This is a genomic window from Metallumcola ferriviriculae (genome assembly GCF_035573695.1).
GTDB classification, from domain to species: Bacteria; Bacillota; JADQBR01; order JADQBR01; family JADQBR01; genus Metallumcola; species Metallumcola ferriviriculae.
This window is the reverse complement of the sequence record NZ_CP121694.1, coordinates 3,246,369-3,269,403: the sequence shown is the minus strand read 5'-3', so window position 1 is coordinate 3,269,403 and position 23,035 is coordinate 3,246,369. Positions and strand designations below refer to the sequence as shown.

The window sequence follows — 23,035 nt, the reverse complement described above, 5'->3', positions numbered from 1 at the left end:
TAAATTTCTCCATTCGACCTAAATCGCCAATTAATCTCAAAAACACTGATAATTCTCCGAAGGAAAAGGTCAGCAATTGTGGAATGAAACCTTGGTAATGTTTTAGTTGGTGGAGAGGGTGACTGGGTTCTTGGAAAACAGTATAGAGAGTAGCTTAACTACCATGCATAAAACTGTAATAGTTATTAATCTCTTTTTCGTTAGTTATTCCCTATGGATTGTCGGCGCAGGGCAATCCATAGGGAATTTGTTAATGGTAAGTTTGTTTTTTTTATTTGGTGTTTATTTGAGTACCTATACACTGATGAATAAAAATAGAATGATTTATTTTTGGGATGTTCTCTGTCTCCTTTCAAGCTTTGCGGCCTTGAACATTGTTACATATACCACCGGAGGCTATTATAGCACATATCACTTCCTATATCTGATGCCCGTGGTTATTTTCATTTTTGACGGTAAGATTAGCTTAGCTAAGGCTTTTGTCAATCTGACTACCGCTGCCATGGCTTTGTGTTGGTTAGTGCAGATGCATATGGTGAAGCATTCTTTTGTGATAGATGATAACTTCCTGTATCTACTTGGTGTTATAGTGCTGATGCGTTTTGAGTTTCGTATACTGAGCCGTTTGACTGAAACGGTAGAACAAAAGATACTGCAGATGGAAGGAGATGTAAAGATAGACCATCAGACTTGCTTGTGGCGCTACAGTGAATTTGAGAAGCTCTTGAAGGGTAAAGTCTTACAATGGAAAACGGAAGGCATTCCTTTCCAGTTAGTAATCATTGACTTGGGTAATTTGCAGTACCATAATAGCAAGTATGGCTTTAAGACAGGGGATAAGATAATTAGCGGCATGGCTGAGGCATTACGTAACGCCTTGCCTTCAGGAGACGAGGCATTCCGCTATTCAGGGGATCAGTTTGCGGTTTTTTCCGGAGCTGATAAAGGTACGGTGGAAGAATTTATCAACGGCTTACAAGCCGATGCCCGCCGAGTAGCGGCTAAGCTGGACATTGATAGATTAAACCTGTTGGTTGGCTGTGCCAATTGTCCTGAAGATGCATGCGCCGAAGATGATATATTGGAACACGCGATGAACCGTCTGGAAGATGCAAAAGCACTTGTCAAGCGGGAAAAAATAGAACGGCAGAAACGAGCAGAAAAGATGGCTTTGGTGGGGCATCTCGCGGCCGGGCTGGCCCATGAACTACGTAATCCTTTAACTTCGGTAAAGGGCTTTTGTCAGCTGGCGAAGGAAGCCACAGGGGAACCTACCGTCAAAGGGTATCTGGACTTTGCCAATGACGATGTAGAACGGTTAATTAAATTGATTAACGATTTCCTATTATTAACCAAACCTTCTGCTCCACATTTACAACCCCTTGATATTATTGACCTGCTGCAGGAAATTATCGACTTTTTGGAAAGCCAGGCAAGACTTTATGAGGTTTCCGTAGTTATGCAAATTCCCAGTTGCTTTCCTTTAGTGATGGGTGATAAGGAGCAGTTACGGCAGGCTATAGTTAATGTAATGGTAAATGCATTTGAAGCTATCTCCGAAAATGGGCAGTTGAATGTGCGTCTTTATTCCTTGGCGGACCGAATAGCGATTGCCTTTGAAGATAACGGCATGGGAATAACCAAGCAGGATATTAGCCATATTCTTAATCCCTTTTTTACTACAAAGGAAGAGGGGACAGGGTTGGGTCTTGCCATTACCCAGCACATTGTTGCCAGCCATGGCGGGGATATAGTGGTACGCAGTGAGGAAGGAATGGGTACTGTTGTCACCCTATACCTTCCAGTGTTGGAGGAAAAAGTAAAACATATGATCGGCTAACTTTGCAGGAAATAGTGGCTTTTTGTCGAATGTTATTTTGAAGGGTTAACCTAACACCGTCCCAAACAACTATCCCCCTTTTCGGGGGACTTTTTTGATGTATAGAAGAGAAAAATCTACCTTAATACGCCGAAGGCGATGAAATCGCTTTTTTGTGTTATAGCTTAGTTTTAAGGAACATTTTCCTTTGGTTATCGTCAGCTTAAAGTAGAGTGTTATTTAAGGGGTGTAAAAATATGTCGAAAAATTCACAGGATCAGACTGAAGCAACTCGTCGGAGAAAAACGAAAAAGGGTACGTGGAGGACTGTGGCAGCTACACTGATACTTTCTCTTCTTTGGGGTGGTACGGTGTATGCCGCCTATACAATTGTGGACCGCAAAATTACTAATAATTACAACCGAACCCAAGCGGAGGTATCCCAGGCAATCAAGTCTGTTCAAGAAACAAACGCATTGAATATCAAACAGTTAGAAGATAAGTTAAGCCGGATGACTGCAGCAATGGAGGAAATTGGCGAAGCTCTAGATGATGCCGATGATACCCTTACCCAATCAAATTCCAGCAGGGAAGAATTGAATAAACGGATTGAGGATTTAGATAATCAACTGGAGCAACTGGAAGAAAGTCTTGAGATACTTAAGGGGAACGGCAATGCGAAAGATTAGTCTGCTGCTATTATTTTTGATGGCACCGTTATTGGGTATTATTGTAGGATTCAATCAGCAACTTCCCCAGTTAGGGATTGAACAGAAACAACTGATCTTTTCTGTGGACAGTCTTGAAGAGCGGACAGCAAATTATCAGGCGGAAGTATCTCGGTTGGAAAACGGTATCAGCTTCATCAATGAAATCCTGGCGGAACAGCAGCGGCAATATGAAGAGCAGCAAGAACTGCTGCAGCAGCTGGCCCAAAAAAGTCAGTCCCAAAAAGTAAAGTCAGAGGAAATCTATGAAGAAAGAATTCTGGCTAAATTAGGTGAACCATTTGAAACAGTTCGCAATGATCGGGTTGAGCTAAAGCTTTTTTCGATCAATGAAAACGGGTACCGGGGTTACGCGGCAAAAGTAAAGCTTTTTGACCCGCGGGCTATGCAGGTTGTTTTGGCCAAGGACACTCTGGGCGAAACAGAAACTACCAGTGACGCGCTAGAACGAAGCGGAGCGATATTTGGAGTAAACGGGGGCGGCTTCTTCAAAGTGGTTAAAGACGGCAACCAAAAGGCTCTTCCAATTGGCAATACTATGATTGACGGGGAATTGGTTGGCGGTTTTAGTCCCACTCATGATGACCTTTTTTTCTCCGGTTGGACTAAAAAAGCTGAGTTAATTGGTGGGATGTTCAAGGAAGAAGCAGACCTGATACGAAATCGCCCATGGCAGGGTGTTAGTTTTGTTCCCATGCTTTTCCAAGAGGGACGGCCTTTGCCAATACCCGAAAAATGGCAGCGGGAAAAGCATCCGCGCACTGTAATTGGACAGTATGCTAACGGTGATATATTGTTCCTGGTTATCGATGGACGAAGAAAGGGATGGAGCGCTGGGATTAGTCTTGAAAGTTTGCAGCTAAAATTATATGACTTAGGAATTATTGAGGCTTATAACTTAGATGGCGGGGGCTCCAGTACCTTTGTTTATAACGGAAAAGTAATTAATCGGCCGTCAGACGGAAGAGAACGGCCAGTGACTACCAACATAGTGATTGTACCATAAAGAAAAAGCACCCGTCTAAATTAGGGTGCTTATCTTTATACCAGAAGAAGGTATAAGTCTTGTTTATTTACCTCAAGAAAAGTTTCATTAAATCAGGCCCTTGGTCGATGTGGAAATTTGCAGCTAGAGCTGATTTCTCATGAAAGATTCTAGGGCCGTTTTTTATTGCTGCACTGTTAAACAACATAAATGGTACCGGTTCTGCAGTATGGGTACGCAAACTGATAGGTGTGGGGTGATCGGGGAGAACCACTAATTTGTAATCATCCAATTCTTTCATCCCCGAGATAATTTCTCCTAATACAAGCCGGTCAATGGCTTCAATGGCCTGTATTTTGGTCTCTAAGTCTCCCTGGTGTCCCGCTTCGTCAGGTGCTTCGATATGAAGATAGACAAAGTCGCTTCCTTCCGACAAAATTTTTAGGGCAGCTTTGGCTTTGCCGGTAAAGTTGGTGTGGATGTTTCCGGTGGCACCGTGCACGTCCACTACCTGTAGCCCGACCGCTTGGGCTATGCCTTTGGTGAGATCCACGGCTGAGATCATTGCGCCTTCAACGCCATATACGTCTTTAAAAGCGGGCATCTTTGGTTTAGTTCCCTGTCCCCACAACCAGATGGAATTAGCGGGGTTTTTACCCCGCTCTTTTCTAAGCAGGTTTATAGGATGTTCCTCAATCAGCTTATTGCTGTTTAACATCATGTTAAGCAACTCTTCACTACCGTTTCCTTGAGGAAGATAATTGCCAATAGTCTTATCCGCGATATCATGAGGAGGCGTGCAATGCTGCTCACCCGTACCATTATGCCATACCATTAAATGTCGGTAACTTATTCCCGGATAGAAATTGATTCCTTCAGGAGCAAGGGTTTCATTAATCGTTTTGATTAGTTCGGCTGCTTCTTCGGAGGATATTTCCCCGGCGCAGTAGTCAAGCATTCTTTTGTCTTGGTAATTTTCTTCATCGGAAAGGGTCACTAAATTACAGCGAAAGGAAATATCACCAGGTAAAAGGTCAATTCCCATACTGATGGCCTCTAAGGGGGACCTACCCGTGTAATAAGTTTTTGGGTCATAGCCGATTACGGAAAGGTTGGCCACGTCACTTCCCGGGGAAAAACCAGCCGGGACGGTTGTTACCATGCCAAGTTGACTTACTTCTGCTAGTTTGTCCATGTTCGGAGTAGACGCATACTGAAGCGGGGTACGATTACCTAAGCTTGGTATCGGGTAATCTGCCATCCCGTCGCCCAATAACACTATATATTTCACTGTTTCGACCTCCTTGAGTGTTGATATGCCTGTCAGACAGAATAGCTCTCCGACGGCATTGGTGCTGATTTGTTTCGATCTGTATTGACGCATGCCAAGTTTTCATTTATTCACTTTTTCCTTTTATCGGCTAATTCCTTTAAAATCAGGAAGATTTGTACAGGAAGATATATCCGGCTGTAACAACCTGCCTGTTTGTAAATGCTATATAACAGGAGGTATGATTAATGAAAAAAGAGAAAAAACTTTCTCCATTGACTGTTGGAGCAACATATATAGGTACTGTAGTTGGTGCCGGTTTTGCTTCAGGTCAAGAAGTACTTTTGTTTTTTGGCTATTTTGGGCCGATTGCTTATATTGGCTTAGGTTTATCCACTTTATTATTTATGTTTTTTGGCTGGCAGATGTTATTATACGGTTATAAGCTAAAGGCAGAGTCACACCTTCCGGTAGTTAAGTATTTTACCGGTAGGATCATTGGAACTTTGATAGATATTGTGATTACTTTTTTTTTGTTTGGCGCATTAACACTTATGGCTGCCGGTGCGGGGTCCTTATTTAAAGAACAATTTGGCTTGGCACCGTTTTTTGGCAGTATAACAGTTATTGCCGCCACATTTGTCACAGTAGCTCTTGGCGTAAGCAGTGTTATCCGGTCCATTAGTTTAGTGGTGCCCTTGCTGTTGACAGCGGTAACATACGTCAGTGTTAGGGTCATTATCGACTCAAATTTAATCGGGATAAGTGCTGTTAATGCTCTGCCCGGTAACGCAGTTGTAGGAAACTGGCTTCTGGCAGCGACGCTTTACGTGTCGTATAATTTAATTTTAGCGGTAGCCGTGCTCGCTCCGCTTGGGCGCGAAGCCAATGACCGCCATTCCATCAACGCTGGTGCTTTATTGGGTGGACTGGGTCTGGGATTAGGGGCAATAGTAATAGCTACCGCGCTTCTCCTTACCAGATCCACAGCGGCTCAATTTGAAGTACCTATGATTTTTCTTGCCGGTACCATATCACCGTTGGTGCAAACAATTTACAGCGGTGTGCTTTTTGCCGAAGTGTACACTACCGCGGTAGGTGGCCTTTATGGTTTTGTGGCCAGGTTGGCTGGCTCCGGTAAAAAACGGCTTTGGTTCACTGCGGGTGCAAGTCTTGGTGCATTAGTCCTCAGTGGAATTGGTTTTGTCAATCTTATTCGCTATCTGCTTCCCGCTGTAGGTTATATTGGGCTGTTATTATTGACAGGCATTGTGTATCAATTTGTTCGGGAGCGGTCAGTAAATTTATCACCAATACCCGCAGTTAAACCACAGGATAATAGAGATAAGCGGGACCGGTAGGGTCCCGCTGTAAACACTATTAATGAGTTTTCCTAAATGCCAGCATGAATGCCGCTAAAGCAGCACATCCTTCTACGGGCATGGCGTTATAAATGGAAGCGCGAATGCCACCAACGGAACGGTGCCCTTTTAAACCTACCAGGCCGACTTTCTCAGCGCTATGCACAAACTCTTTTTCTAGGTCTTCATTGGGTAATCGGAAGGAAATGTTCATAAGTGACCTGTCACTGATTGCATGGCCTTGATAAAAGTCCGGATTTTGGTCAATTACTTGGTAAACCATATCGGCTTTCTCTTGGTTGCGTGCCGCCATCTTTTCTAACCCTCCGTTTTCCTTAATCCATTCGAGTACAAGGTTAACTATATAAACGGGGAAAGTTGGCGGTGTGTTAAACATAGAATCTTTTTCTGCATGGACAGAGTACTTTAGCATATCCGGCAGTTTTGCCTGGGCACTGATGTTTATGAGTTTCTCACTGATTATTACTACGGTAACTCCTGCCGGTCCAAGGTTCTTCTGTGCTCCAGCATAGATCAAATCAAAGTTTGATACGTCAAAAGGACGAGATAAAATGTCGCTGGACATATCGGCTACCACTGGAATAGACAGCTGGGGGAACTGCTGCCATTGGGTTCCGTAAATAGTATTGTTCGAAGTGAGATGCAGATATGCAGCATTGTCACTGACTGAAATATCTTCAAGTTTGGGAATAGAACGAAATTTTTCCTCTTTAGTAGAAGCGGCAGTATGAGCACTGCCGGTTTTTAACGCTTCTTTATAAGCTTTCTCCGCAAAACTTCCGGTGAGCACATAGTTAGCGGTCTGGTCCTTTGTCAAGAAGTTGAAAGGTATCATGAAAAATTGAGAAGTAGCACCGCCCTGTAAAAATAGCACTCGGTATCCTTCGGGTATTTTTAGTAACTCCTTCAAATTAGCTTCTGCGGAGGCAATAACGTTTTCTATTGGTTTTGAACGGTGACTCATTTCCATCACTGACATACCCGAGTCACGGTAATTCAAAAGTTCTGTTCTCGCTGTTTCCAGCACCGGTTGCGGCAGTGTGGCCGGCCCTGGGTAAAAGTTAAAGACTTTATTCATCATATAACGCTCCTTTTGAAAGTTAGTTATTTCACATTATAATTGAAACTGGACTAATACTCAAAGGTTTTTTGTTCCGAGTGAGAAGACATTTGTACTTCCTAGGTGAATTTATCGTGAATTATTGCACAAAAGCCGAAATGTGATTATAATAGGGGTGCGTAGTTTTAAAATCCCTTGTATTACTAATACTAGTCATAATGGAAATTCTTTTTTTTTAAAACCCAACGGTCGGCTAGGAGGAATTTATGAAAACATTATTGGAAAAAATGCGAGCAATGAACGACTTGATTCAAAAGTCCGCAGGACAACCGGTGGACTTTAAGGAAATGGGTAAAGCACTTAGTGAGCATGTGGAAGCAAACTGCTATATCATTGGTTGTTACGGAGAAGTTCTCGGGTATGCTTTTTCCCGGGGTCGTTCTTGCGATACCATTGACGACATACTTTATGAGGCCAAGTGCTTTCCAGAAGATTACGCCCAATCCTTGGAGGACATTAAAATGACCAAGGCTAATGTGGCCCACAAGGATTACTGTGTTTTATCAAATGGAAGAGAGACCTGCGTTTTTGGTAATAAAGTCACAACTTATATTCCCATGATCGGTGGTGCCGAGAAATTGGGAACTGTAGTATTGAGTAAATTCGACCAGTGGTTTTCCGATGGAGATTTAGTATTGGCGGAATATGGTGCTACAGTAATTGCAATGGAAATGCTCCGTGCCCAATCAGAAAAATCAGAAGAAATTGCGCGCCTAAAGGCAATGGTACATGTAGCTACCCAGACTCTTTCCTACTCTGAGGCTGAGGCCATCGTAGCGATACTGCGTGGTCTTGAAGGAAATGAGGGGGTTATTGTAGCTAGTAAAATTGCTGATGAGGCTGGTATCACCCGCTCAGTAATTGTTAATGCCCTGCGGAAATTCGAAAGCGCCGGGGTAATTAATTCTAAATCTCTAGGTATGAAGGGTACTTATATCAGAGTACTTAACTCATTTATTTGGGAGGAACTTGATAAAATGTCCCCGACTGGGATAAAATTTTAACGGTGAAAAAACAGACCGCGCATCATGCGCGGTCTGTTTTTAAATCCATCACTGAATTTTGTAAAGTAGGGAAGCCGGTAATCTCGCAGCTTACTTCATCACCATCAGCGATTACTACCGCCCCGGGTGTGCCCGTAGAAATAATATCTCCCGGCAGAAGTGTCATTACCTGAGAATGGAATGCAACCAACTCCCAGGGGTTAAATGTCATATTGTTGACATAGTTTTTGCGATGAACACTGCCGTTAATAACAGTGGCGACTTCAAGCAACAAAACATCTGCCACTTCATCAGGAGTTACCAAATAGGGGCCAAAGCTGAAAAAAGTATCAAAGCTTTTAGAGCGAGTAAGATAGCGTGGGTTTTGTCTTAATATGTCTTCAGCAGTCATATCAATGATGTTGGTAAAGCCTGCCACATATTCGGGTGCCGCAGCCGGTGTAATATTTTTGCAGCGTTTGCCAATAATGACCCCGAGTTCTGCCTCAGCAGTGGTGCGTTGGGATTGCTTAGGTATTTGGATTGCGTCTCCTGGTCCTATTATTGTGGTATCAGGTTTCATAAAGCTGGCCGGCGCCGTAGTGGGGCTTTTTTCCTCTAAATCCCCTGCATGTTCTGCGTAATTTAGACCTATTCCCCATATCTTTCGCGGGTGTCTGTAAAGAGGGGTGATATCCGCGGTCTTTTTTAGGGCCAGACTGGTAAGGGTATTATGATTTTGTTGAGATACCCAGTCTTTAAATTGGTCCAGCTGTTGGTCAGATAACAGAGAGTAGAGACAGGTATTCCATCGGGTGTGGTAATGTTTATTGATATTGGTTAAGGGTATAACATGATCTGTAATTACTAATGCCAGAGTTTCTTCACCTGCTGATACTATTGTAGCCAAGCGCAATTTTTACTACCTCCTTTTCTGCCTTGTAGTTCTACAATAACTATCGTAAATCCTTTCTTATCGTCTATATCGATACTTATTAGTTGAGGCTTTTTCAAAACTGGTTGGGTAGAAGAAGACACCACAGTTTGGACAATGAAGCTGGGATTGACTGTTATGGTCGGCAACGATAAATAACTTAGTTTGGCCGCAGCAGGGACAGTCCACCTCGTAATGGATTATTTCGCGATCATCCACCGTTTCGCTCCGTATTACCCGGGCTGTTAGCAACAGGACCCCTCCTTTTTTACGTAAGCTCACTTGCACCAAAGCTTAGTAAAGTGTATTCTTTAGTTAAAATGTTTAGACTATGTGAAGGAGGTGTGAAGATGCCTATTGTTCAGATTGACATGATTGAAGGTCGTACTGAAGAACAAAAGAGGAGTTTGGCAAGGAACATTACTGATGCAGTAGTTGAGTCCGTTAGCTGTAAGCCGGAAGTGGTTAAGGTCATTATCCGAGAGTTGAAAAAAGAACATTATGCCGAGGGCGGAGTTCTTTACAAAGACAGATAAATACATAAGTATAAGGGGCCCTTAATAACCCCCATGTATAGGAAATTATCCACAACCCATAATTTCCTATACATCAAAAAAACCGCGCGAAATGTCATTTCGCGCGGTTTTAAATTTTAATGCTTAGTGCGTAAGTTTTAACATCAATTTGGCCAGTGTCTTTTGTTCTTCTTCATTAGCTGCTTGCCATAGTTCTTTAAGAGCTATGTTTTCAGGGACATCGGGAGAAATATTGTGAGTTAAGAAGTCGCCAAATTCTGCTGCAAACTCTACCAGGGTGTCCTGATTAATGCCAGATTTTTTCGCTTGTTGTACCATGTTTCCTAAAGATTTTTTCCAGTTTTCCCAGGAACTTGCGTCTAATTGGCTTAACATTCCCTTTAATTGTTCCTGCATTACTAATCATTCCTTTCATAACGATTTATCCAACTAAGCTGATACAAATAATTATTTTTCTTGCTAAAAAAGTGACCTTCGTCACGTCACAAACGGTTTTCTTTGTTGTATACTATCAATGTGGGATTCCCCAAATCCCCACCCCACCCTTCAAAGGTTCCTACCATTGCGTAGGAACTTTTTATTTATACCAGTCAAAAGGTATAAATTTTTTCATTTGTTTGGGCGCTTGCTGTAGGTTGACCAACCTACCAGGTCATAACCCGGTCAGTACTGAGTTGCTGCCGTGGCCAGCAGTGCTATTCCCACTATCAGCAAAACTCCAAACCATATCCAACCAAGGTTAGTCAGAAAAGCAGTAACCAGTAATAATGCTGCCAAAATGTAACGGATAACCTGGTCGGTTTTTCCCACATTTTTTTTAGGCATTTGCCCCTCCTTTTTTTCTTATTCCTTATTGATAATTCCCCGATATGGACAGGTTACCGACTGGTTAATTACATCCGGGTTACTGCAGGCATAGGTGGCATTGCATTGGCGTTCAAAAATCCAACGACAGCCTAGGTTTTTACATTGGTCGGCAGATGTCATTTGCTTAACTCCTTTCTGAACGTAGTGAAAGAGATTATTTGTTATATAGGATGTACAGTGGTGGGAAGGTTTATGCCAGTTGACAGCTAATGATATTAACAGGAATAATTTAAGTTGTTCAAAGTTAAAATATTACGGGGGTGAAATGATGAAAGAAGTGTTTATGACCTACAAGCTGCCGGATGCAGCAGTTGCCAAAATTGAACAGCATTTTTCGGTTGCGGTGGGGACTGAAGACCGGCACCTGACAAAAGAAGAGATTATTGATGGTGCAAAAGGCAAGCAGGCCCTGGTCACGCTGCTATCAGACAATGTGGATCGGGAGGTAATTGAAGCATTGCCGCAATTGGAAGTGATAGCAAATTATGCAGTTGGTACTAATAATATAGATATTGCCGGCGCCACCGAAAAAAAGGTCAAGGTTACCAATACCCCTGGCGTACTTACTGATGCTACGGCTGACCTGACCTGGGCCTTAATCTTAGCGGTGACGCGGCGTATTCCTGAAGGAGATAGGATGATGCGTGACGGTCAATTTACCGGCTGGGCCCCGGAACTTTTATTGGGAAGTGAGCTAAACGGTAAGACGTTGGGGATTATTGGGTTTGGTCGTATCGGTATGGCTGTGGCAAAACGTGCTGCCGGCTTTAACATGCCGGTGATATATCATTCCCGCCGCCAGAAGTCACCCGTGATTGAAGGGGAACTAAAAGCGTCATATCGTTCCATGGAAGGGCTGTTAGCGGAGGCTGATTTGGTTACCCTGCATTTACCTTTAACTGAGCAATCGCACTATTTTATTGATGAGGCGGTTTTTAAAAGAATGAAAGATAGTGCCTATTTGATTAATACTGCTCGGGGGCCGATAGTCAAGGAAGAAGCGCTGGTATCAGCACTTGAGAACGGTGAAATAGCCGGGGCAGCACTTGACGTGTACGAGCATGAACCTCTTGTTCATCAGAGGTTAATTGGTATGAATAACGTGGTTTTAGCTCCACATACAGGCAGCGCTACAGTTGAGACAAGAAATAGAATGGCGGAAATGGTAGCTGATAATGTTATCGCTGCTTTAAACGGAGATACACCGCCTAACTGGGTCAACCCATTTTAAGTGCGTGTTCAAAAAGTCCATCGTAGCAGGAGCAAGAATTCAAGGCGCGAAGGCTTTTAGACGCGGAGCGTACTGGTGGCTACGTGAGCAGTCTCGAAGACTGAGCAACGCAGAAATTCGCTGCTCACCTGCGTTGGACTTTTTGAACAACCCTTTTTAAGAGAATAAAGTTTGTTTGTGGCGGAATGCTAAGGATAAACTCTTCGAAAGGAGATGGATTACAGATGGAACATGCCGTAACGGTATATACTACACCAACTTGACCACACTGCACACAAGTGAAAGAGTATCTTTCACAAAAGGGAGTTTCTTTTAAGGAACTGGATGTCTCTTCAGATGAGGCTGCGCGCGACGAAATGCATAAGAAGACCGGAATGATGGCGGTACCGGTTATTGCTATTGATGGTGAAGTAATAGTTGGCTTTGACAGGCAGGCCATTGATAAGAAGCTGCATTGAGGTGGTGGCACGGTTGAATACCAGGAACATTCTGGTTGAACGAATTGCAGATGCCTGCCCAGAATTTGAATCAGTGGGACTGGCTCAGGGCTATGGGGTGTCACTGGCCAATGTTTCCGGGATGGAATCCCCTCGTTGTGACAATTGTATCAACTGGGCTGAGGGAGATTGCGAGATATTTCATGCCTACACAGGTTGAGTTTACTAAGGGCGGCTGGACAGCCGTCCTTTTTCTTGGGCCCAAATGTTAACGAAGTATTTTGCGAAGTTTCAAACCCACCTGCAAGTTAAAGACATTTTCTGCATTATCAAGCCCGATGCCAGCGATTTCTTCTATCCGACCGAGACGGTATCGCAGCGTATGGCGATGAATGAATAATTCTTCGGCTGCGGCTTGAGCATTTCTATTCTGTTCAAGGTATACTGCTAAAGTCTTTTCCAGTTCCGTCCCTTTTTCTTGGTCATAGCTAATTAGTGCCCCCAGGGTTTCCCGGTAGAAATTGTCTAATTCGTTTGTCCCATTTTCCAGCAGCAAACGGTAAAAGCCAAGTTGGTCGAAGGATGCAATAGCATCGGTTTGATATAACTTACGTGCAATATGAAGGGATTTTTCTGCTTCGCTGTAGCTTTTCCTGAAGTCAGTAACACTATGATAGAACCGGCCGATGCCAATGGAAAGACTGAGGTTGGGAAACTGCTGGTTTACCCTTGCCCGGATGGTTTGTGCCAAACGGTTTTGCCATTCATTGTTATCAGCTTCCGGTGCCAATACTAAAACAATGATGCTGTCGCTGCGAAGACGGGTAATGAAGCTGTGATTCGTGTGGTTTCCTATGGCGCAATTTACCTGATACAGCAGATTGTTTTTTAGACCATGAATATCAGTTTCATTTTTCCCGTGGATATAGCCGCTAAAGTCATCGATATTGGCCAGCAAAATCATACCGTACTGAGCTAGATTATAGCCGAGGAAGGCGGCTCGTTTTTCTACTTGATCAGTTGATAGAAAATTTCCGGCCAATAAATCGTCCAAAAAATCCCCCTGCAGTCGGTTTTCTGTTTCCTTCACCGCTATCTGGCGTAAAAATAGTAAAGCGCAAACCGTACTCGATTGATCTAGAACGGTGGATTGTTCATATGACAGCTTAGCAGGCAGGTTTAAAACTGATATATATCCCAACACCTGATTCCCTGAGGCCAATATGGGCATCAACCTTTGTGCTGGGATCAGATTATCTACCGCTTTTATCTGCATCAGACTATGGTCGGTTTCGGCGTTATCCAGGTAACCCTGCTGCACCAGTTGGTCAAGCTCTTTAGTAAGGTTTTTTGTTGAAAGCAGGGCGGGTTCTACCCGGGAACTGGCCAGTGCGTTAAACGTGCTGTCTAAAATACGAATGGGGTATTTGCCTAGGTGTTGTCTAAGGACTTTGACAAGAGATGAAAAGTCGCCATTATCAAGTATCGTCTGTAGCAGCTGGCGGCGGACCCGCTCTCGATATTCCAAGAGACCAAACTGGCGGTTGACAATTCTTGTCAGCAGGTCGGTAGTAGCATGGGAAAAGGACATACCTTGGGGCAGTTGAATTAAAGGAATAGAAAACCTTTCGGCGTCAATGATAAGCCTTTTGGGAACTTCTTGGAGATAGTATCCTGTCTGGATTGCCAGACAGGATATTTTTTTTCCCGCTAACGTGGGTATCAGTTTTTCTTGAAGCTCTTTGTCCTGGGCCAGTCCGAAAGCGGTTGTAATTAAGAGCTCGCCTGGGCGAACCAAACTAATGTCATCAAGCAGTTCGAGAATATTTACCCACCGTATTTTTTTTTGTAGGCCCTTATTACCACTTAACAGTATAGCATCCTTAAATGCTTCCATTTTTAAGGCATCGCTCACTTGAAAGGTCATTATTTTTCCCTCCCATGGACAATGTTTACTACCGGAGTTATTTCGCCCAAGAGTAGAAAAATCCCTCCTAAAGGGGGTCCTTTATTTAATTCGGTTATACATAATGTATAAAGCCCGGCATGATTTTTTGCCATAGTAGCCATATAATTCTGATTATTCAGTTGTTACTATGATAATAGATCCACTTTGATGATTGGGGGTAGTGAGATATGGCTTTTGACGTGGTTTTGGTTGACGCAAGTGTGCTTACCATGAATGTCAGGCAGCCTCGGGCTGAAGCAGTGGGCATAACGGGAGATAGAATTGAGGCGGTAGGTAAGAATGTTGACATCAAAGGTGGTATAGGGCCTAATACCCGGGTGTTTGCTCTGCGGGGTGCCACTGTTTTACCGGGTTTCATTGACAATCATACCCACTTTCTGCATACTGGTTTATCTTTGATTAGTGTCAATTTGGTAGATACGGAAGATATTTCCGATGTGCTTAGAAATGTTAAAGAGGCGGCAAGTTATCATCCGGTGGGAACTTTAATCCGTGGGTATGGATATGACGAACAAAAATTTCCGCAGCAAAAACCGCCAACCAAAAAAGAACTGGATGCAGTGGCCCCCAACCATTTGGTTTGGCTAAACAGAGTTGATTACCACTCATCGGTAATCAACACGCGATTGCTTCAGGTATTGGCAATTCCTCCGGGAACTGATGGGCTCGAGAAAGACGAAAGGGGAGTTCCTAATGGTGTCTTGCGGGCTGAGGCTGATCAGGTAGCCCGAAGCTTTATTGCCAATCACTTGGACCCCGGGGTACGGAAACACGCATTAGAGATGGCATCACAATTTGCAGTTACCAAGGGGATTACCACTGTATCAGCGCTTGAAGGCGGCGATGATTTCGGTGTGGAGGAAGTTAAATTACTTTTGGCAGATAAACAGGGAGTAAGCCTAAGGATAGAGGTGTTTTACCAGACCACTGACGTAGACCGGGTGCTAGAGCTGGGTCTTGAAAGGATAGGCGGATGTATATTGTTGGACGGTTCACTGGGTTCCCGCACTGCGGCATTGTCAGCTCCCTACAGCGACGATGACGATAACAACGGTATTTTATATTTTACGCAGGAGGAATTAAATCAGTTCGTCTTAGCAGCGCATCGGGCCGGTTTGCAGATTGCTGCCCATGCCATCGGCGATAGAGCAATAGAGCAACTTCTTAACGCTTATGAGCTCGCTCAGAAATTAAGCCCTCGCAGCGACCCGCGTCATCGGGTGGAGCATTTTGAACTTCCCACCGACAGACAGATTGTTCGAGCCAAAAGGTTGGGATTAATTTTGTCTATGCAGCCTACCTTTGAATTTTATTGGGGTGGCCTGGATAATCTCTACGGTCAGCGGCTGGGGGAGGAGCGGATAAATAGATCAAATCCGCTGCGGGAAATTTTTGATGCCGGAGTGATGGTGGCAGGAGGTTCCGATGCCTCAGTTACTCCGATGAACCCCATGTATGGGATTCATAGTGCCATAAACCATCCCAATCCCATGCAGCAGACTTCTTTGGTGGAAGCACTGCGTATGTTTACCATTAACGGTGCCTATGCGCTGGGTGTGGAAAAGGAGCGCGGCAGTATAGAAGTAGGTAAAGCGGCAGACTTGGTGGTCTTGGAGGAAAACCCGCTGCGCATCGCACCTCAACGGATTAAGGATATCCAAGTAACGATGACTTTTATAGCGGGTATGCTGGTATATCCTGACCGAACCTGGAAGAGAGGAGTGTAATTATGGCGGAATTATTTTTGGATGAAAAAACTGTTAACAGGGCCAAGGCGGCTTCTCTTAAAATTGCATGGGATGTGAAAAAGGAAATTGATGCTAATACCACCATGGCAGTAGAAAGGGCAGTATTACGCCTGCTGGGGGTAGAGGGTGAGACGGCGGACGGGGTGCCGTTGGTTAATATCATTGTGGATAAATTACTAAAAAAGGGTGAGTTGAATCGGGGTGCCGCTTTTTGGTTGGTCAATGCCATATTGGTCACCGGAAAGGATGCGCGGCAGGTTGCCAAGGAGAATGCAGCAGGGCAACTGGACTTGACTCAGCTTCCTGAAGCAGAATTTACCAAGGTCCGGCATGAGATGATAGAGCGTGCTAAGCAGGCGCTTATTGAGTTGGATAAGGTGAGGTACAAAAGAGATAAATTGCTAAGTCGATTGGGCGAAGGGGAAAAACCGCTGCGTTATTTAATAGTAGCTACAGGAAATATTCATGAGGACGTCCTGCAGGCCCAGGCAGCAGTGCGCCAGGGGGCAGATATCATTGCAGTTATCAGACATACGGCTCAAAGTCTGTTCGACTATGTCCCATCGGGGATGACTACTGAGGGTGTCGGTGGTACCTTGGCTACCCGGGAGAACTTTCGCGTGATGCGGCACGCTCTGGATGAAACCGGTGAGGAAGTAGGAAGGTATATTTATCTGACCAATTACTGCTCAGGGCTGTGTATGCCGGAAATGGCAGTGCTAGGGGCATTGGAACGGTTAGATATTATGCTGAATGATTCCATGTATGGCATAATTTTTCGAGATATAAATATGCTTCGTACTTTTATTGACCAAGATTTTTCCCGCGCAATTCTCAGTTACGCAGACATAATGATAAATACCGGAGAAGATAACTATTTAACTACCGCGGATGCGTACGAAAAGGCACATACGGTGGTGGCAAGCCAGTTTATTAATCTCCGATTTGCTGTGGAAAGCGGGTTGAAGGCCGAACAGGTAGGCTTGGGGCATGCATTTGAGATTTCACCCAAGTTAGAAGATAGTTTTCTGTTTGAATTGGCCCAGGCCCAATTAGTTAGGCAGCTGTTTCCGAAAAATCCGGTGAAGTATATGCCCCCTACCAAGCATATGACGGGAAATATATTTCAGGGGAATGTACAAAATGTTCTCTTCAATGCTGCTTCCGTTATCACTAATCAAAGTGTGCACCTTTTGGGAATGCCCACCGAGGCAGTCCATACTCCCCATGTACACGATCGCTACCTGAGTTTGGAAAATACGGATTATGTGTTCAAAGCAATGAAGCATCTAGGTGCGGAAATCCAGTTTGCCCCTGACGGGCTAATCCAAAAACGGGCAAGTGAAGTACTGGAGAATGCGGCGGCTCTGTTGGAAGAAATAGCAGCTATTGGCCTGATGACAGCGATTTCTCAAGGTATGTTTGCGGATATTGCCCGGCAGAAGGATGGCGGCAAAGGACTGGACGGCGTGGTGAAAAAGTCCGAACAATATTATAATCCCTTTGAAATATTAGTTAAAAGAAAGGAGGCGCATGACAATGGCAGTGGAGTTAAGCAGGGTGAGACCGTACGGGGATACGCTTGATGACGGGGCTGTTCAGCTTTCATTTACTCTGCCGGTACCCACCGGAGAAGAAGCCCGGCAGGCGGCCCTGATGATGGCTGCTCAAATGGGATTAAAGAATGCCAGGGTGGTTTGGATGGATCGGATCGGCGAAAATTTCACCTATATTATTCTTTATGCCCAGAGTCCTCATTGGGTGGATTACACCGCCATTCAAGTTGTCAAGCCGGATTATCAATTGATGCAGTCCAGTGAAATAAACACTTTTATCAAAAAGAATCTGGGTAGAAAGATTACGGTTCTGGGGGCATGTATCGAAAGCGATGCCCATACGGTAGGTATTGATGCCATTATGAACATGAAGGGTTATGACATGCATAAGGGTCTAGAAAGCTACCCTGAAATCAACGCCATAAATTTGGGCGCCCAAGTACCTGCTGAAGAGCTGGTTGCCAGGGCTGTTCAGGAACAGGCGGATGCCTTATTAATTTCCCAGGTGGTCACCCAGCGAGATATACATGTAAAAAATTTAACCCGGCTGATTGAATTATTGGAAGCGGAGGAATTACGAGATGAGCTGGTAGTAATTGTCGGTGGACCACACATTACACCGGAGCTTGCTAAAGAGTTAGGTTATGATGCAGGGTTTAGCACCGGCACATATCCTGAGGATGTAGCCTCTTTTTTAGTACAGCTAATGGCTGGCAGTGTCAAGCAACAATAATTTTTGGGAGGTGTGATAATGGAAGTGAAAGTGAGACTAAGAATGAGTGCTCATGAGGCCCATTATGCCGGGGATTTGGTAGACGGTGCCCGTATTTTACAACTTTTTGGCGATGTTGCTACGGAATTGTTAATTCGTAAAGATGGCGATGAAGGATTGTTTGTAGCTTACGATAATGTGGAATTTATGGCGCCGGTTTATGCAGGTGACTATATTGAGGCTACCGGAAGAATTGTTGCAGAGGGAAGGACGTCTCGCAAAATGGAATTTGAAGCGAAAAAGGTAGTCAGGTTAATGCGGGACCCCGACCTGGCACCGTCTGCCGCTGAGGTATTGAAAGAGCCGATTATGGTATTAAGGGCCAGCGGTACCTGTATGGTGCCGGGTGACCTGCAGCGTAAGGTGAGGTGACGAACATGGAGCAATTAATTATCACCGCTGCAGTGGTGGGGGCCGAATTAACCGAAGCGGATACGCCGTATCTGCCACTATCGCCCCGGGAGATTGCCGCAGAGGCATGCCGTTGTTGTGAAGCAGGGGCGGCGGTAATTCACCTCCATGCTCGGGATGAATTCGGGGTTCCCACTCAGGATAAAGAAGTTTACCGCGAAATAATTTCATTAATAAAGAAACATTACGATCCAATAATACAGGTATCTACCGGGGGAGCCATTGGTATGACTACGGCTGAACGACTGTTACCAGTGGAACTGGCACCCGATATGGCCAGTTTGACGCCGGGAACGATTAACTTTGGTGAAGAAGTCTTTTATAATCCGGCTACACTGGTTGCTGAATTCGCCGCTGCCATGAAGGAAAAAGGTGTCAAACCTGAGTTGGAAATTTTCGATGCCGCTATGGTGGCAAATGCTATCCAGCTTGAAGCAGAAGGCTTGGTACCATCACCATTACATTTTGACTTAGTGCTAGGGGTGCCGGGGGCCCTGCCCGCTGAAATGAAAAACCTGCTCTTTTTAGTGAATTCTTTGCCTGCTGATTCCACCTGGTCTGTAGCAGCCATAGGCAGGCATCAGCTTCCCATGGCTGCCGCCGCCATTATCTTAGGAGGCCATGTTCGCATAGGCTTGGAGGACAATATCTACTACCGCAAAGGAGAACTGTCCCAGGGCAATGTACCCTTGGTTCAGCGTGTAGTCCGACTGGCAGGTGAATTTGAAAGGGGCATTGCTGATGCTGAAAAAGCGAAAAAAATACTGGGTATAAAGCGGAAATGAGCTTATGGAAGTTATATGAAAAACATGGCTTGCCTAATCTGGCAGTGACCGGTTTAGCGAAAAATACCGGGAAGACCGTGACCTTAAATTATCTCATCAGTGCTGCTGCAAAGAATACGGTTAGGGTGGGGCTTACTTCAGTAGGGCGCGACGGGGAAACATGGGATTTGCTTACCAAGAAGCGTAAACCCCTTATTCAAGTTGCAGCCGGTACACTTCTTTCTACCGCTGAAAATACCTTGTCTGCCGGTACGGCGGCGGTGGTACCGCTGGCAAGGATGGGTTTTTACACTCCGTTGGGCGAAGTAATTTTGGCCCGGGCCACCAGTTCGGGTACGGTGGTGTTAGCCGGTCCGTCAAAGGTAAAGCAGATTGACATGGTAATTAACGCGCTCAAGCAGGCAGGTGCCGATATGGTAATGGTGGATGGCGCCCTGGATAGACAGTCCTTTGCTGCCCCCCATATTACCGGCGCCAGCGTGCTTGCCACTGGTGCATCGGTGGCAAGCACGCTGGATAAAGTGGCAGCAATTACCCATAATCGCATTAGACAGTTTTCTTTTGCTTTAGCACCGACGTCCGCAGCTCAACTTTATATTCCCGGGAAGGTGGCGCTTAAGGGAACTGCTACCGATGAGATTATCCCCAGTTTTAGAATGCTGGCTGCCGGGCCGAGCTTCTGGCGAAAATACAACGACGTATCTCTGGCAATCTTTGGCGGAGCACTTACTCAATTCGCTCTGCAGGGGATTATGTCCTCGGCAATTGACTTGCAGCGGCTGATGATAGTGGTCAAGGATGTCACCCGACTGATGGCGGAGGGGGAGTCTATTAATAGGTTTATCGCGGCCGGGGGAAGCATCAAGGTAATTAAGAAAGCCGATCTGCTGGCGGTGACGGTTAACCCGATAAGCCCTGCCGGGAGAAATATAGACCCCGTTGAGTGTTTTAATAAGATTAAAGAAGTGGCTGAAGGCATCCCTGTCTTTGATTTGGTGGCGGGATTGGGATCAAATTAGGAGGTGACCTACTTGAAAAAAGGATGTGTTTACGGTACTCATAGGGTTATTGAACCCAAAGGAACTTTGCCCCAGGCAGCGTGGAAATTGAATAACGATATGGAAATATACGATAATGAACTGCTGATTGATGTAGAGGTGCTAAATATTGATGCTGCAAGTTTTTCTCAAATCAGCAGCCAAGTGGGTGGCGACCGTGAGGAAATAGCAAGAGTGATTACTGATACCGTTAACGAAAGAGGGAAACAGCATAATCCTGTTACCGGTTCGGGCGGGATGCTTATAGGCAGGGTTATTCAGGTAGGTAGAGACTTTCCGGGACAGGTAGAAGTTGGGGATAAAATTGCAACGCTGGTATCCTTATCCCTAACGCCGTTAAAGTTGGAGGCTGTACATCAGGTTAACGAAAAATCAGATCAGTTGAAGGTAACGGGAAAAGCCATCCTCTTTGCCAGTGGTATTTACGCTCAGTTGCCCGATGATTTGCCTGAGGATTTTTCTCTGGCTATGCTGGACGTGGCCGGTGCCCCGGCCCAGACTGCCAAGCTGGTAGAACCTGGAGATACGGTATTGGTTATCGGCGGTGGAGGCAAGTCCGGACTCCTCTGTCTTTATGAGGCGGCGAAGCGTGCCGGAGTTACCGGTAATGTGGTGGGTTTGTCCCGCAGTGACGGCGGTTGTGAGCGTATCAGGTGTTCGGGATTAGCGAATAGAGTAATCCAAGCTGATGCTACCAAGGCATTGGAAGTATATGAGAAGGTTCAAGAGGCCACAGGGGGGGGACTTGCTGATATTACTATCAATTGTGTTGATGTGCCCGGAACGGAAATGGCCTCAGTTCTGGCCACTAGGGATGGCGGTACGGTGTACTTCTTTAGCATGGCTACCAAGTTTACCGCAGCGGCCCTGGGAGCAGAAGGTGTCGGGAAGGACATAACCATGCTGATCGGCAACGGTTATACTGCAGGCCATGCCGAGATTGTGCTTGATGCCGCGAGAAAGTTAAAAAGCATGGGTATTTTATAAAGCGAGTATAAAATTGGAGTTTGGCCCCGAGTAGGGCCATTTTTTTTCGCTGATACATTACGCATAAAATATATACAGTGAATAATTAGGGCATTGACTACGAAGGGGTTTTGTGAAATAATTATCTTGTGCAAAAATAAATTTTGAGGAGGTGATAACTTTGGCGCATTTAGGCATGGTATTGCAGACAGGGCCCTATACTTATGAAAACGCTGACACTGTGGTAAAACTTGCTGATACAGCTTTGGCTGAAGGGCATGAAGTAAGTATTTTCCTTTACATCGATGGTGTAATAGCTGCCAACAAAAATATTGATACCCCTGATGAAAGAAATCTTAATCAGCTGTTACAAGCTCTTGCTGATAAGGGGGCAGCAATTGCAGCATGCGGCGCTTGTTCTAAGTTCCGCGGTATTACTGATGAAGCATTCGCTGATGATATTGAGATGGGCAGTATTGTGGATTTTGCAGATATGCTTATGGAAGTAGATGCAGTAATTAACTTTGCCATGTAGGGGGGGGAGAAATATGGATAAAATGCTACTTTTTTTAAAAAGTGCGCCGTATGGTTCGGCTGCTGCTGTAGAAGCTTTTCGATTGGCTATCGGAGGACCTAGCCTAGACGTGGAGACAGTAGTAGTACTGGCTGATGACGGTGTTTTTTGTGTCCTGCCGGAGCAAGACCCGCAGGACATAGAAATGAAATCTTTGGGGCAGGCCTACGCTAACCTGCCGGATTTTGATGCACGGTTGGTTGTCTTAGATGAGTCTTTACAAGAGCGCAACATTGACGCCGGGGATATCATTGCCGGAGAGGTAATAACCCGCAAGCAGCTGGATCAATTGATCGCGGAAACAGAAGCAGTCATTAAGTTTTAGGGGGGGATAATAATGCTCACCATGTTGGATAAGGCACCTTTTAGCCGACCGGATTACCGCCAGGCATTAAAACTGGCAATGGGTCAGGATGAGGGTGCGGTCATTCTGATACAGGACGGAGTATATGCTATTAAGGCAGCACCTGAGGAATATAAGGAAATTACTAACCAAGTTAAAGAAAAAGGCTGCAAGTTTTTCGCTTTGGACGCTGATTTAAAGGCCCGGGGTATATCCCCTGACCAAGCAAAGGCAGCGGGCGTTGAGGTTGTGGATTTTTCTGGTTTTTTAGGTCTTATTTTTAAATATAAAAAAGTTTACTAGGGAGGTAATACTATGAAAGCTGATACTACTGTAGATGCTGTGGGTTTATTATGTCCGATGCCTATTGTTAAATTATCTAAAGGTGTCAAGGCAATGGAAAGCGGTCAAGTGTTGGAACTTTTAGCAGATGACGCCGGTGCAGACAGCGATGTGCCTGCTTGGTGCAAAAAGACTGGTAACGAATTTATCAGCAGCGAAGAGGGAGACGGCTGCAAAAAGTATTATATTCGTAAGTCTTAAGCCTAAGGGTTAGAGGGG

28 protein-coding genes are annotated in these 23,035 nt (G+C 45.0%); 20 read left to right on the top strand and 8 right to left on the bottom strand.

Going from position 1 to position 23,035, the window contains the following annotated elements; genetic code table 11:
- Window positions 1-130 precede the first annotated feature (130 nt).
- From MFMK1_RS16135 to MFMK1_RS16125, 3 genes are all read left to right on the top strand, one after another.
- Window positions 131-1,840, top strand: a complete 1,710-nt coding sequence (locus MFMK1_RS16135) for an ATP-binding protein (protein ID WP_366922706.1) — start codon at window positions 131-133, stop codon at window positions 1,838-1,840.
- Between the two features lie 236 nt (window positions 1,841-2,076).
- On the top strand, window positions 2,077-2,508 hold the full coding sequence (locus MFMK1_RS16130) for a hypothetical protein (RefSeq protein ID WP_366922705.1): 432 nt from the start codon (window positions 2,077-2,079) through the stop codon (window positions 2,506-2,508).
- Window positions 2,495-3,553 carry a phosphodiester glycosidase family protein gene (locus tag MFMK1_RS16125; RefSeq protein WP_366922704.1) on the top strand — a complete coding sequence of 353 codons (1,059 nt, stop codon included), beginning with the start codon at window positions 2,495-2,497 and terminating at the stop codon, window positions 3,551-3,553. The genes MFMK1_RS16130 and MFMK1_RS16125 overlap by 14 nt, the downstream gene beginning before the upstream one ends.
- A gap of 67 nt (window positions 3,554-3,620) precedes the next feature.
- Here MFMK1_RS16125 and MFMK1_RS16120 read toward each other — a convergent pair whose 3' ends face one another.
- The gene (locus MFMK1_RS16120) at window positions 3,621-4,823 is read right to left on the bottom strand and encodes a cofactor-independent phosphoglycerate mutase (RefSeq protein ID WP_366922703.1); all 1,203 of its coding nucleotides are present in this window, start codon (window positions 4,821-4,823) and stop codon (window positions 3,621-3,623) included.
- 227 nt (window positions 4,824-5,050) lie between these two features.
- Between MFMK1_RS16120 and MFMK1_RS16115 the strand changes: the two genes are divergently transcribed.
- The gene (locus MFMK1_RS16115; RefSeq protein WP_366922702.1) at window positions 5,051-6,163 is read left to right on the top strand and encodes a YkvI family membrane protein; all 1,113 of its coding nucleotides are present in this window, start codon (window positions 5,051-5,053) and stop codon (window positions 6,161-6,163) included.
- Between the two features lie 19 nt (window positions 6,164-6,182).
- On the opposite strand, the gene serC is transcribed toward MFMK1_RS16115, so the two are convergent.
- Entirely contained in the window at window positions 6,183-7,265 is a 1,083-nt protein-coding gene (gene serC / locus MFMK1_RS16110; protein WP_366922701.1) for a 3-phosphoserine/phosphohydroxythreonine transaminase, read from the bottom strand.
- Window positions 7,266-7,510: 245 nt separating this feature from the next.
- On the opposite strand from serC, the gene codY reads away from it, so the two are divergent.
- Window positions 7,511-8,308, top strand: a complete 798-nt coding sequence (gene codY, locus MFMK1_RS16105; RefSeq protein ID WP_366922700.1) for a GTP-sensing pleiotropic transcriptional regulator CodY — start codon at window positions 7,511-7,513, stop codon at window positions 8,306-8,308.
- Window positions 8,309-8,330: 22 nt separating this feature from the next.
- Here the strand turns inward: codY and MFMK1_RS16100 are convergent, their stop codons facing one another.
- Both MFMK1_RS16100 and MFMK1_RS16095 read right to left on the bottom strand, forming a co-directional pair.
- Window positions 8,331-9,203 (bottom strand): fumarylacetoacetate hydrolase family protein, encoded by an 873-nt coding sequence (locus tag MFMK1_RS16100; protein ID WP_366922699.1) that lies wholly within the window; start codon window positions 9,201-9,203, stop codon window positions 8,331-8,333.
- 57 nt (window positions 9,204-9,260) lie between these two features.
- Window positions 9,261-9,473: a hypothetical protein gene (locus tag MFMK1_RS16095; protein WP_366922698.1), complete on the bottom strand. Its 213-nt coding sequence runs from the start codon at window positions 9,471-9,473 to the stop codon at window positions 9,261-9,263.
- 98 nt (window positions 9,474-9,571) lie between these two features.
- Between MFMK1_RS16095 and MFMK1_RS16090 the strand changes: the two genes are divergently transcribed.
- Complete coding sequence (locus tag MFMK1_RS16090) at window positions 9,572-9,757, top strand: 4-oxalocrotonate tautomerase (RefSeq protein WP_366922697.1); 186 nt, start codon at window positions 9,572-9,574, stop codon at window positions 9,755-9,757.
- A gap of 123 nt (window positions 9,758-9,880) precedes the next feature.
- Here the strand turns inward: MFMK1_RS16090 and MFMK1_RS16085 are convergent, their stop codons facing one another.
- From MFMK1_RS16085 to MFMK1_RS16075, 3 genes are all read right to left on the bottom strand, one after another.
- Window positions 9,881-10,153: a DUF3243 family protein gene (locus tag MFMK1_RS16085; protein ID WP_366922696.1), complete on the bottom strand. Its 273-nt coding sequence runs from the start codon at window positions 10,151-10,153 to the stop codon at window positions 9,881-9,883.
- A gap of 267 nt (window positions 10,154-10,420) precedes the next feature.
- Window positions 10,421-10,582: a YgaP family membrane protein gene (locus MFMK1_RS16080; RefSeq protein ID WP_366922695.1), complete on the bottom strand. Its 162-nt coding sequence runs from the start codon at window positions 10,580-10,582 to the stop codon at window positions 10,421-10,423.
- An 18-nt stretch (window positions 10,583-10,600) separates the two neighbouring features.
- Complete coding sequence (locus tag MFMK1_RS16075) at window positions 10,601-10,744, bottom strand: hypothetical protein (RefSeq protein ID WP_366922694.1); 144 nt, start codon at window positions 10,742-10,744, stop codon at window positions 10,601-10,603.
- Window positions 10,745-10,892: 148 nt separating this feature from the next.
- Here MFMK1_RS16075 and MFMK1_RS16070 point away from each other — a divergent pair, with 148 nt between their 5' ends.
- From MFMK1_RS16070 to MFMK1_RS16060, 3 genes are all read left to right on the top strand, one after another.
- Entirely contained in the window at window positions 10,893-11,855 is a 963-nt protein-coding gene (locus tag MFMK1_RS16070) for a 2-hydroxyacid dehydrogenase (RefSeq protein WP_366922693.1), read from the top strand.
- Window positions 11,856-12,079: 224 nt separating this feature from the next.
- Complete coding sequence (locus MFMK1_RS16065; RefSeq protein ID WP_366922692.1) at window positions 12,080-12,313, top strand: glutaredoxin family protein; 234 nt, start codon at window positions 12,080-12,082, stop codon at window positions 12,311-12,313.
- A gap of 13 nt (window positions 12,314-12,326) precedes the next feature.
- Window positions 12,327-12,512 (top strand): hypothetical protein, encoded by a 186-nt coding sequence (locus MFMK1_RS16060; RefSeq protein WP_366922691.1) that lies wholly within the window; start codon window positions 12,327-12,329, stop codon window positions 12,510-12,512.
- A 48-nt stretch (window positions 12,513-12,560) separates the two neighbouring features.
- Here the strand turns inward: MFMK1_RS16060 and MFMK1_RS16055 are convergent, their stop codons facing one another.
- Entirely contained in the window at window positions 12,561-14,219 is a 1,659-nt protein-coding gene (locus MFMK1_RS16055; protein ID WP_366922690.1) for a PucR family transcriptional regulator, read from the bottom strand.
- Between the two features lie 209 nt (window positions 14,220-14,428).
- Between MFMK1_RS16055 and MFMK1_RS16050 the strand changes: the two genes are divergently transcribed.
- From MFMK1_RS16050 to MFMK1_RS16000, 11 genes are all read left to right on the top strand, one after another.
- Window positions 14,429-15,988 carry an amidohydrolase gene (locus MFMK1_RS16050; protein ID WP_366922689.1) on the top strand — a complete coding sequence of 520 codons (1,560 nt, stop codon included), beginning with the start codon at window positions 14,429-14,431 and terminating at the stop codon, window positions 15,986-15,988.
- Window positions 15,989-15,990: 2 nt separating this feature from the next.
- Window positions 15,991-17,595: a lysine 5,6-aminomutase subunit alpha gene (gene kamD / locus MFMK1_RS16045; protein ID WP_366922688.1), complete on the top strand. Its 1,605-nt coding sequence runs from the start codon at window positions 15,991-15,993 to the stop codon at window positions 17,593-17,595.
- Window positions 17,549-18,298 carry a lysine 5,6-aminomutase subunit beta gene (kamE, locus tag MFMK1_RS16040; RefSeq protein ID WP_366922687.1) on the top strand — a complete coding sequence of 250 codons (750 nt, stop codon included), beginning with the start codon at window positions 17,549-17,551 and terminating at the stop codon, window positions 18,296-18,298. Before kamD ends, kamE begins: the two co-directional genes overlap by 47 nt.
- Window positions 18,299-18,316: 18 nt before the next feature.
- Window positions 18,317-18,709, top strand: coding sequence for a 3-aminobutyryl-CoA ammonia lyase (gene kal, locus MFMK1_RS16035; RefSeq protein WP_366922686.1), 393 nt, complete (start codon window positions 18,317-18,319; stop codon window positions 18,707-18,709).
- Between the two features lie 5 nt (window positions 18,710-18,714).
- Window positions 18,715-19,533 (top strand): 3-keto-5-aminohexanoate cleavage enzyme, encoded by an 819-nt coding sequence (kce, locus tag MFMK1_RS16030; RefSeq protein ID WP_366922685.1) that lies wholly within the window; start codon window positions 18,715-18,717, stop codon window positions 19,531-19,533.
- Window positions 19,530-20,552 carry a lysine 5,6-aminomutase reactivase subunit KamB gene (gene kamB, locus MFMK1_RS16025; RefSeq protein WP_366922684.1) on the top strand — a complete coding sequence of 341 codons (1,023 nt, stop codon included), beginning with the start codon at window positions 19,530-19,532 and terminating at the stop codon, window positions 20,550-20,552. The genes kce and kamB overlap by 4 nt, the downstream gene beginning before the upstream one ends.
- A 12-nt stretch (window positions 20,553-20,564) precedes the next feature.
- Window positions 20,565-21,578: an L-erythro-3,5-diaminohexanoate dehydrogenase gene (gene kdd, locus MFMK1_RS16020; protein ID WP_366922683.1), complete on the top strand. Its 1,014-nt coding sequence runs from the start codon at window positions 20,565-20,567 to the stop codon at window positions 21,576-21,578.
- Window positions 21,579-21,738: 160 nt separating this feature from the next.
- Window positions 21,739-22,092 carry a DsrE/DsrF/TusD sulfur relay family protein gene (locus MFMK1_RS16015; protein ID WP_366922682.1) on the top strand — a complete coding sequence of 118 codons (354 nt, stop codon included), beginning with the start codon at window positions 21,739-21,741 and terminating at the stop codon, window positions 22,090-22,092.
- Between the two features lie 13 nt (window positions 22,093-22,105).
- The gene (locus MFMK1_RS16010; protein ID WP_366922681.1) at window positions 22,106-22,456 is read left to right on the top strand and encodes a DsrE family protein; all 351 of its coding nucleotides are present in this window, start codon (window positions 22,106-22,108) and stop codon (window positions 22,454-22,456) included.
- 12 nt (window positions 22,457-22,468) lie between these two features.
- Window positions 22,469-22,777 carry a sulfurtransferase complex subunit TusB gene (tusB, locus tag MFMK1_RS16005; protein ID WP_366922680.1) on the top strand — a complete coding sequence of 103 codons (309 nt, stop codon included), beginning with the start codon at window positions 22,469-22,471 and terminating at the stop codon, window positions 22,775-22,777.
- A 12-nt stretch (window positions 22,778-22,789) separates the two neighbouring features.
- On the top strand, window positions 22,790-23,017 hold the full coding sequence (locus MFMK1_RS16000) for a sulfurtransferase TusA family protein (protein ID WP_366922679.1): 228 nt from the start codon (window positions 22,790-22,792) through the stop codon (window positions 23,015-23,017).
- Window positions 23,018-23,035: the final 18 nt, after the last annotated feature.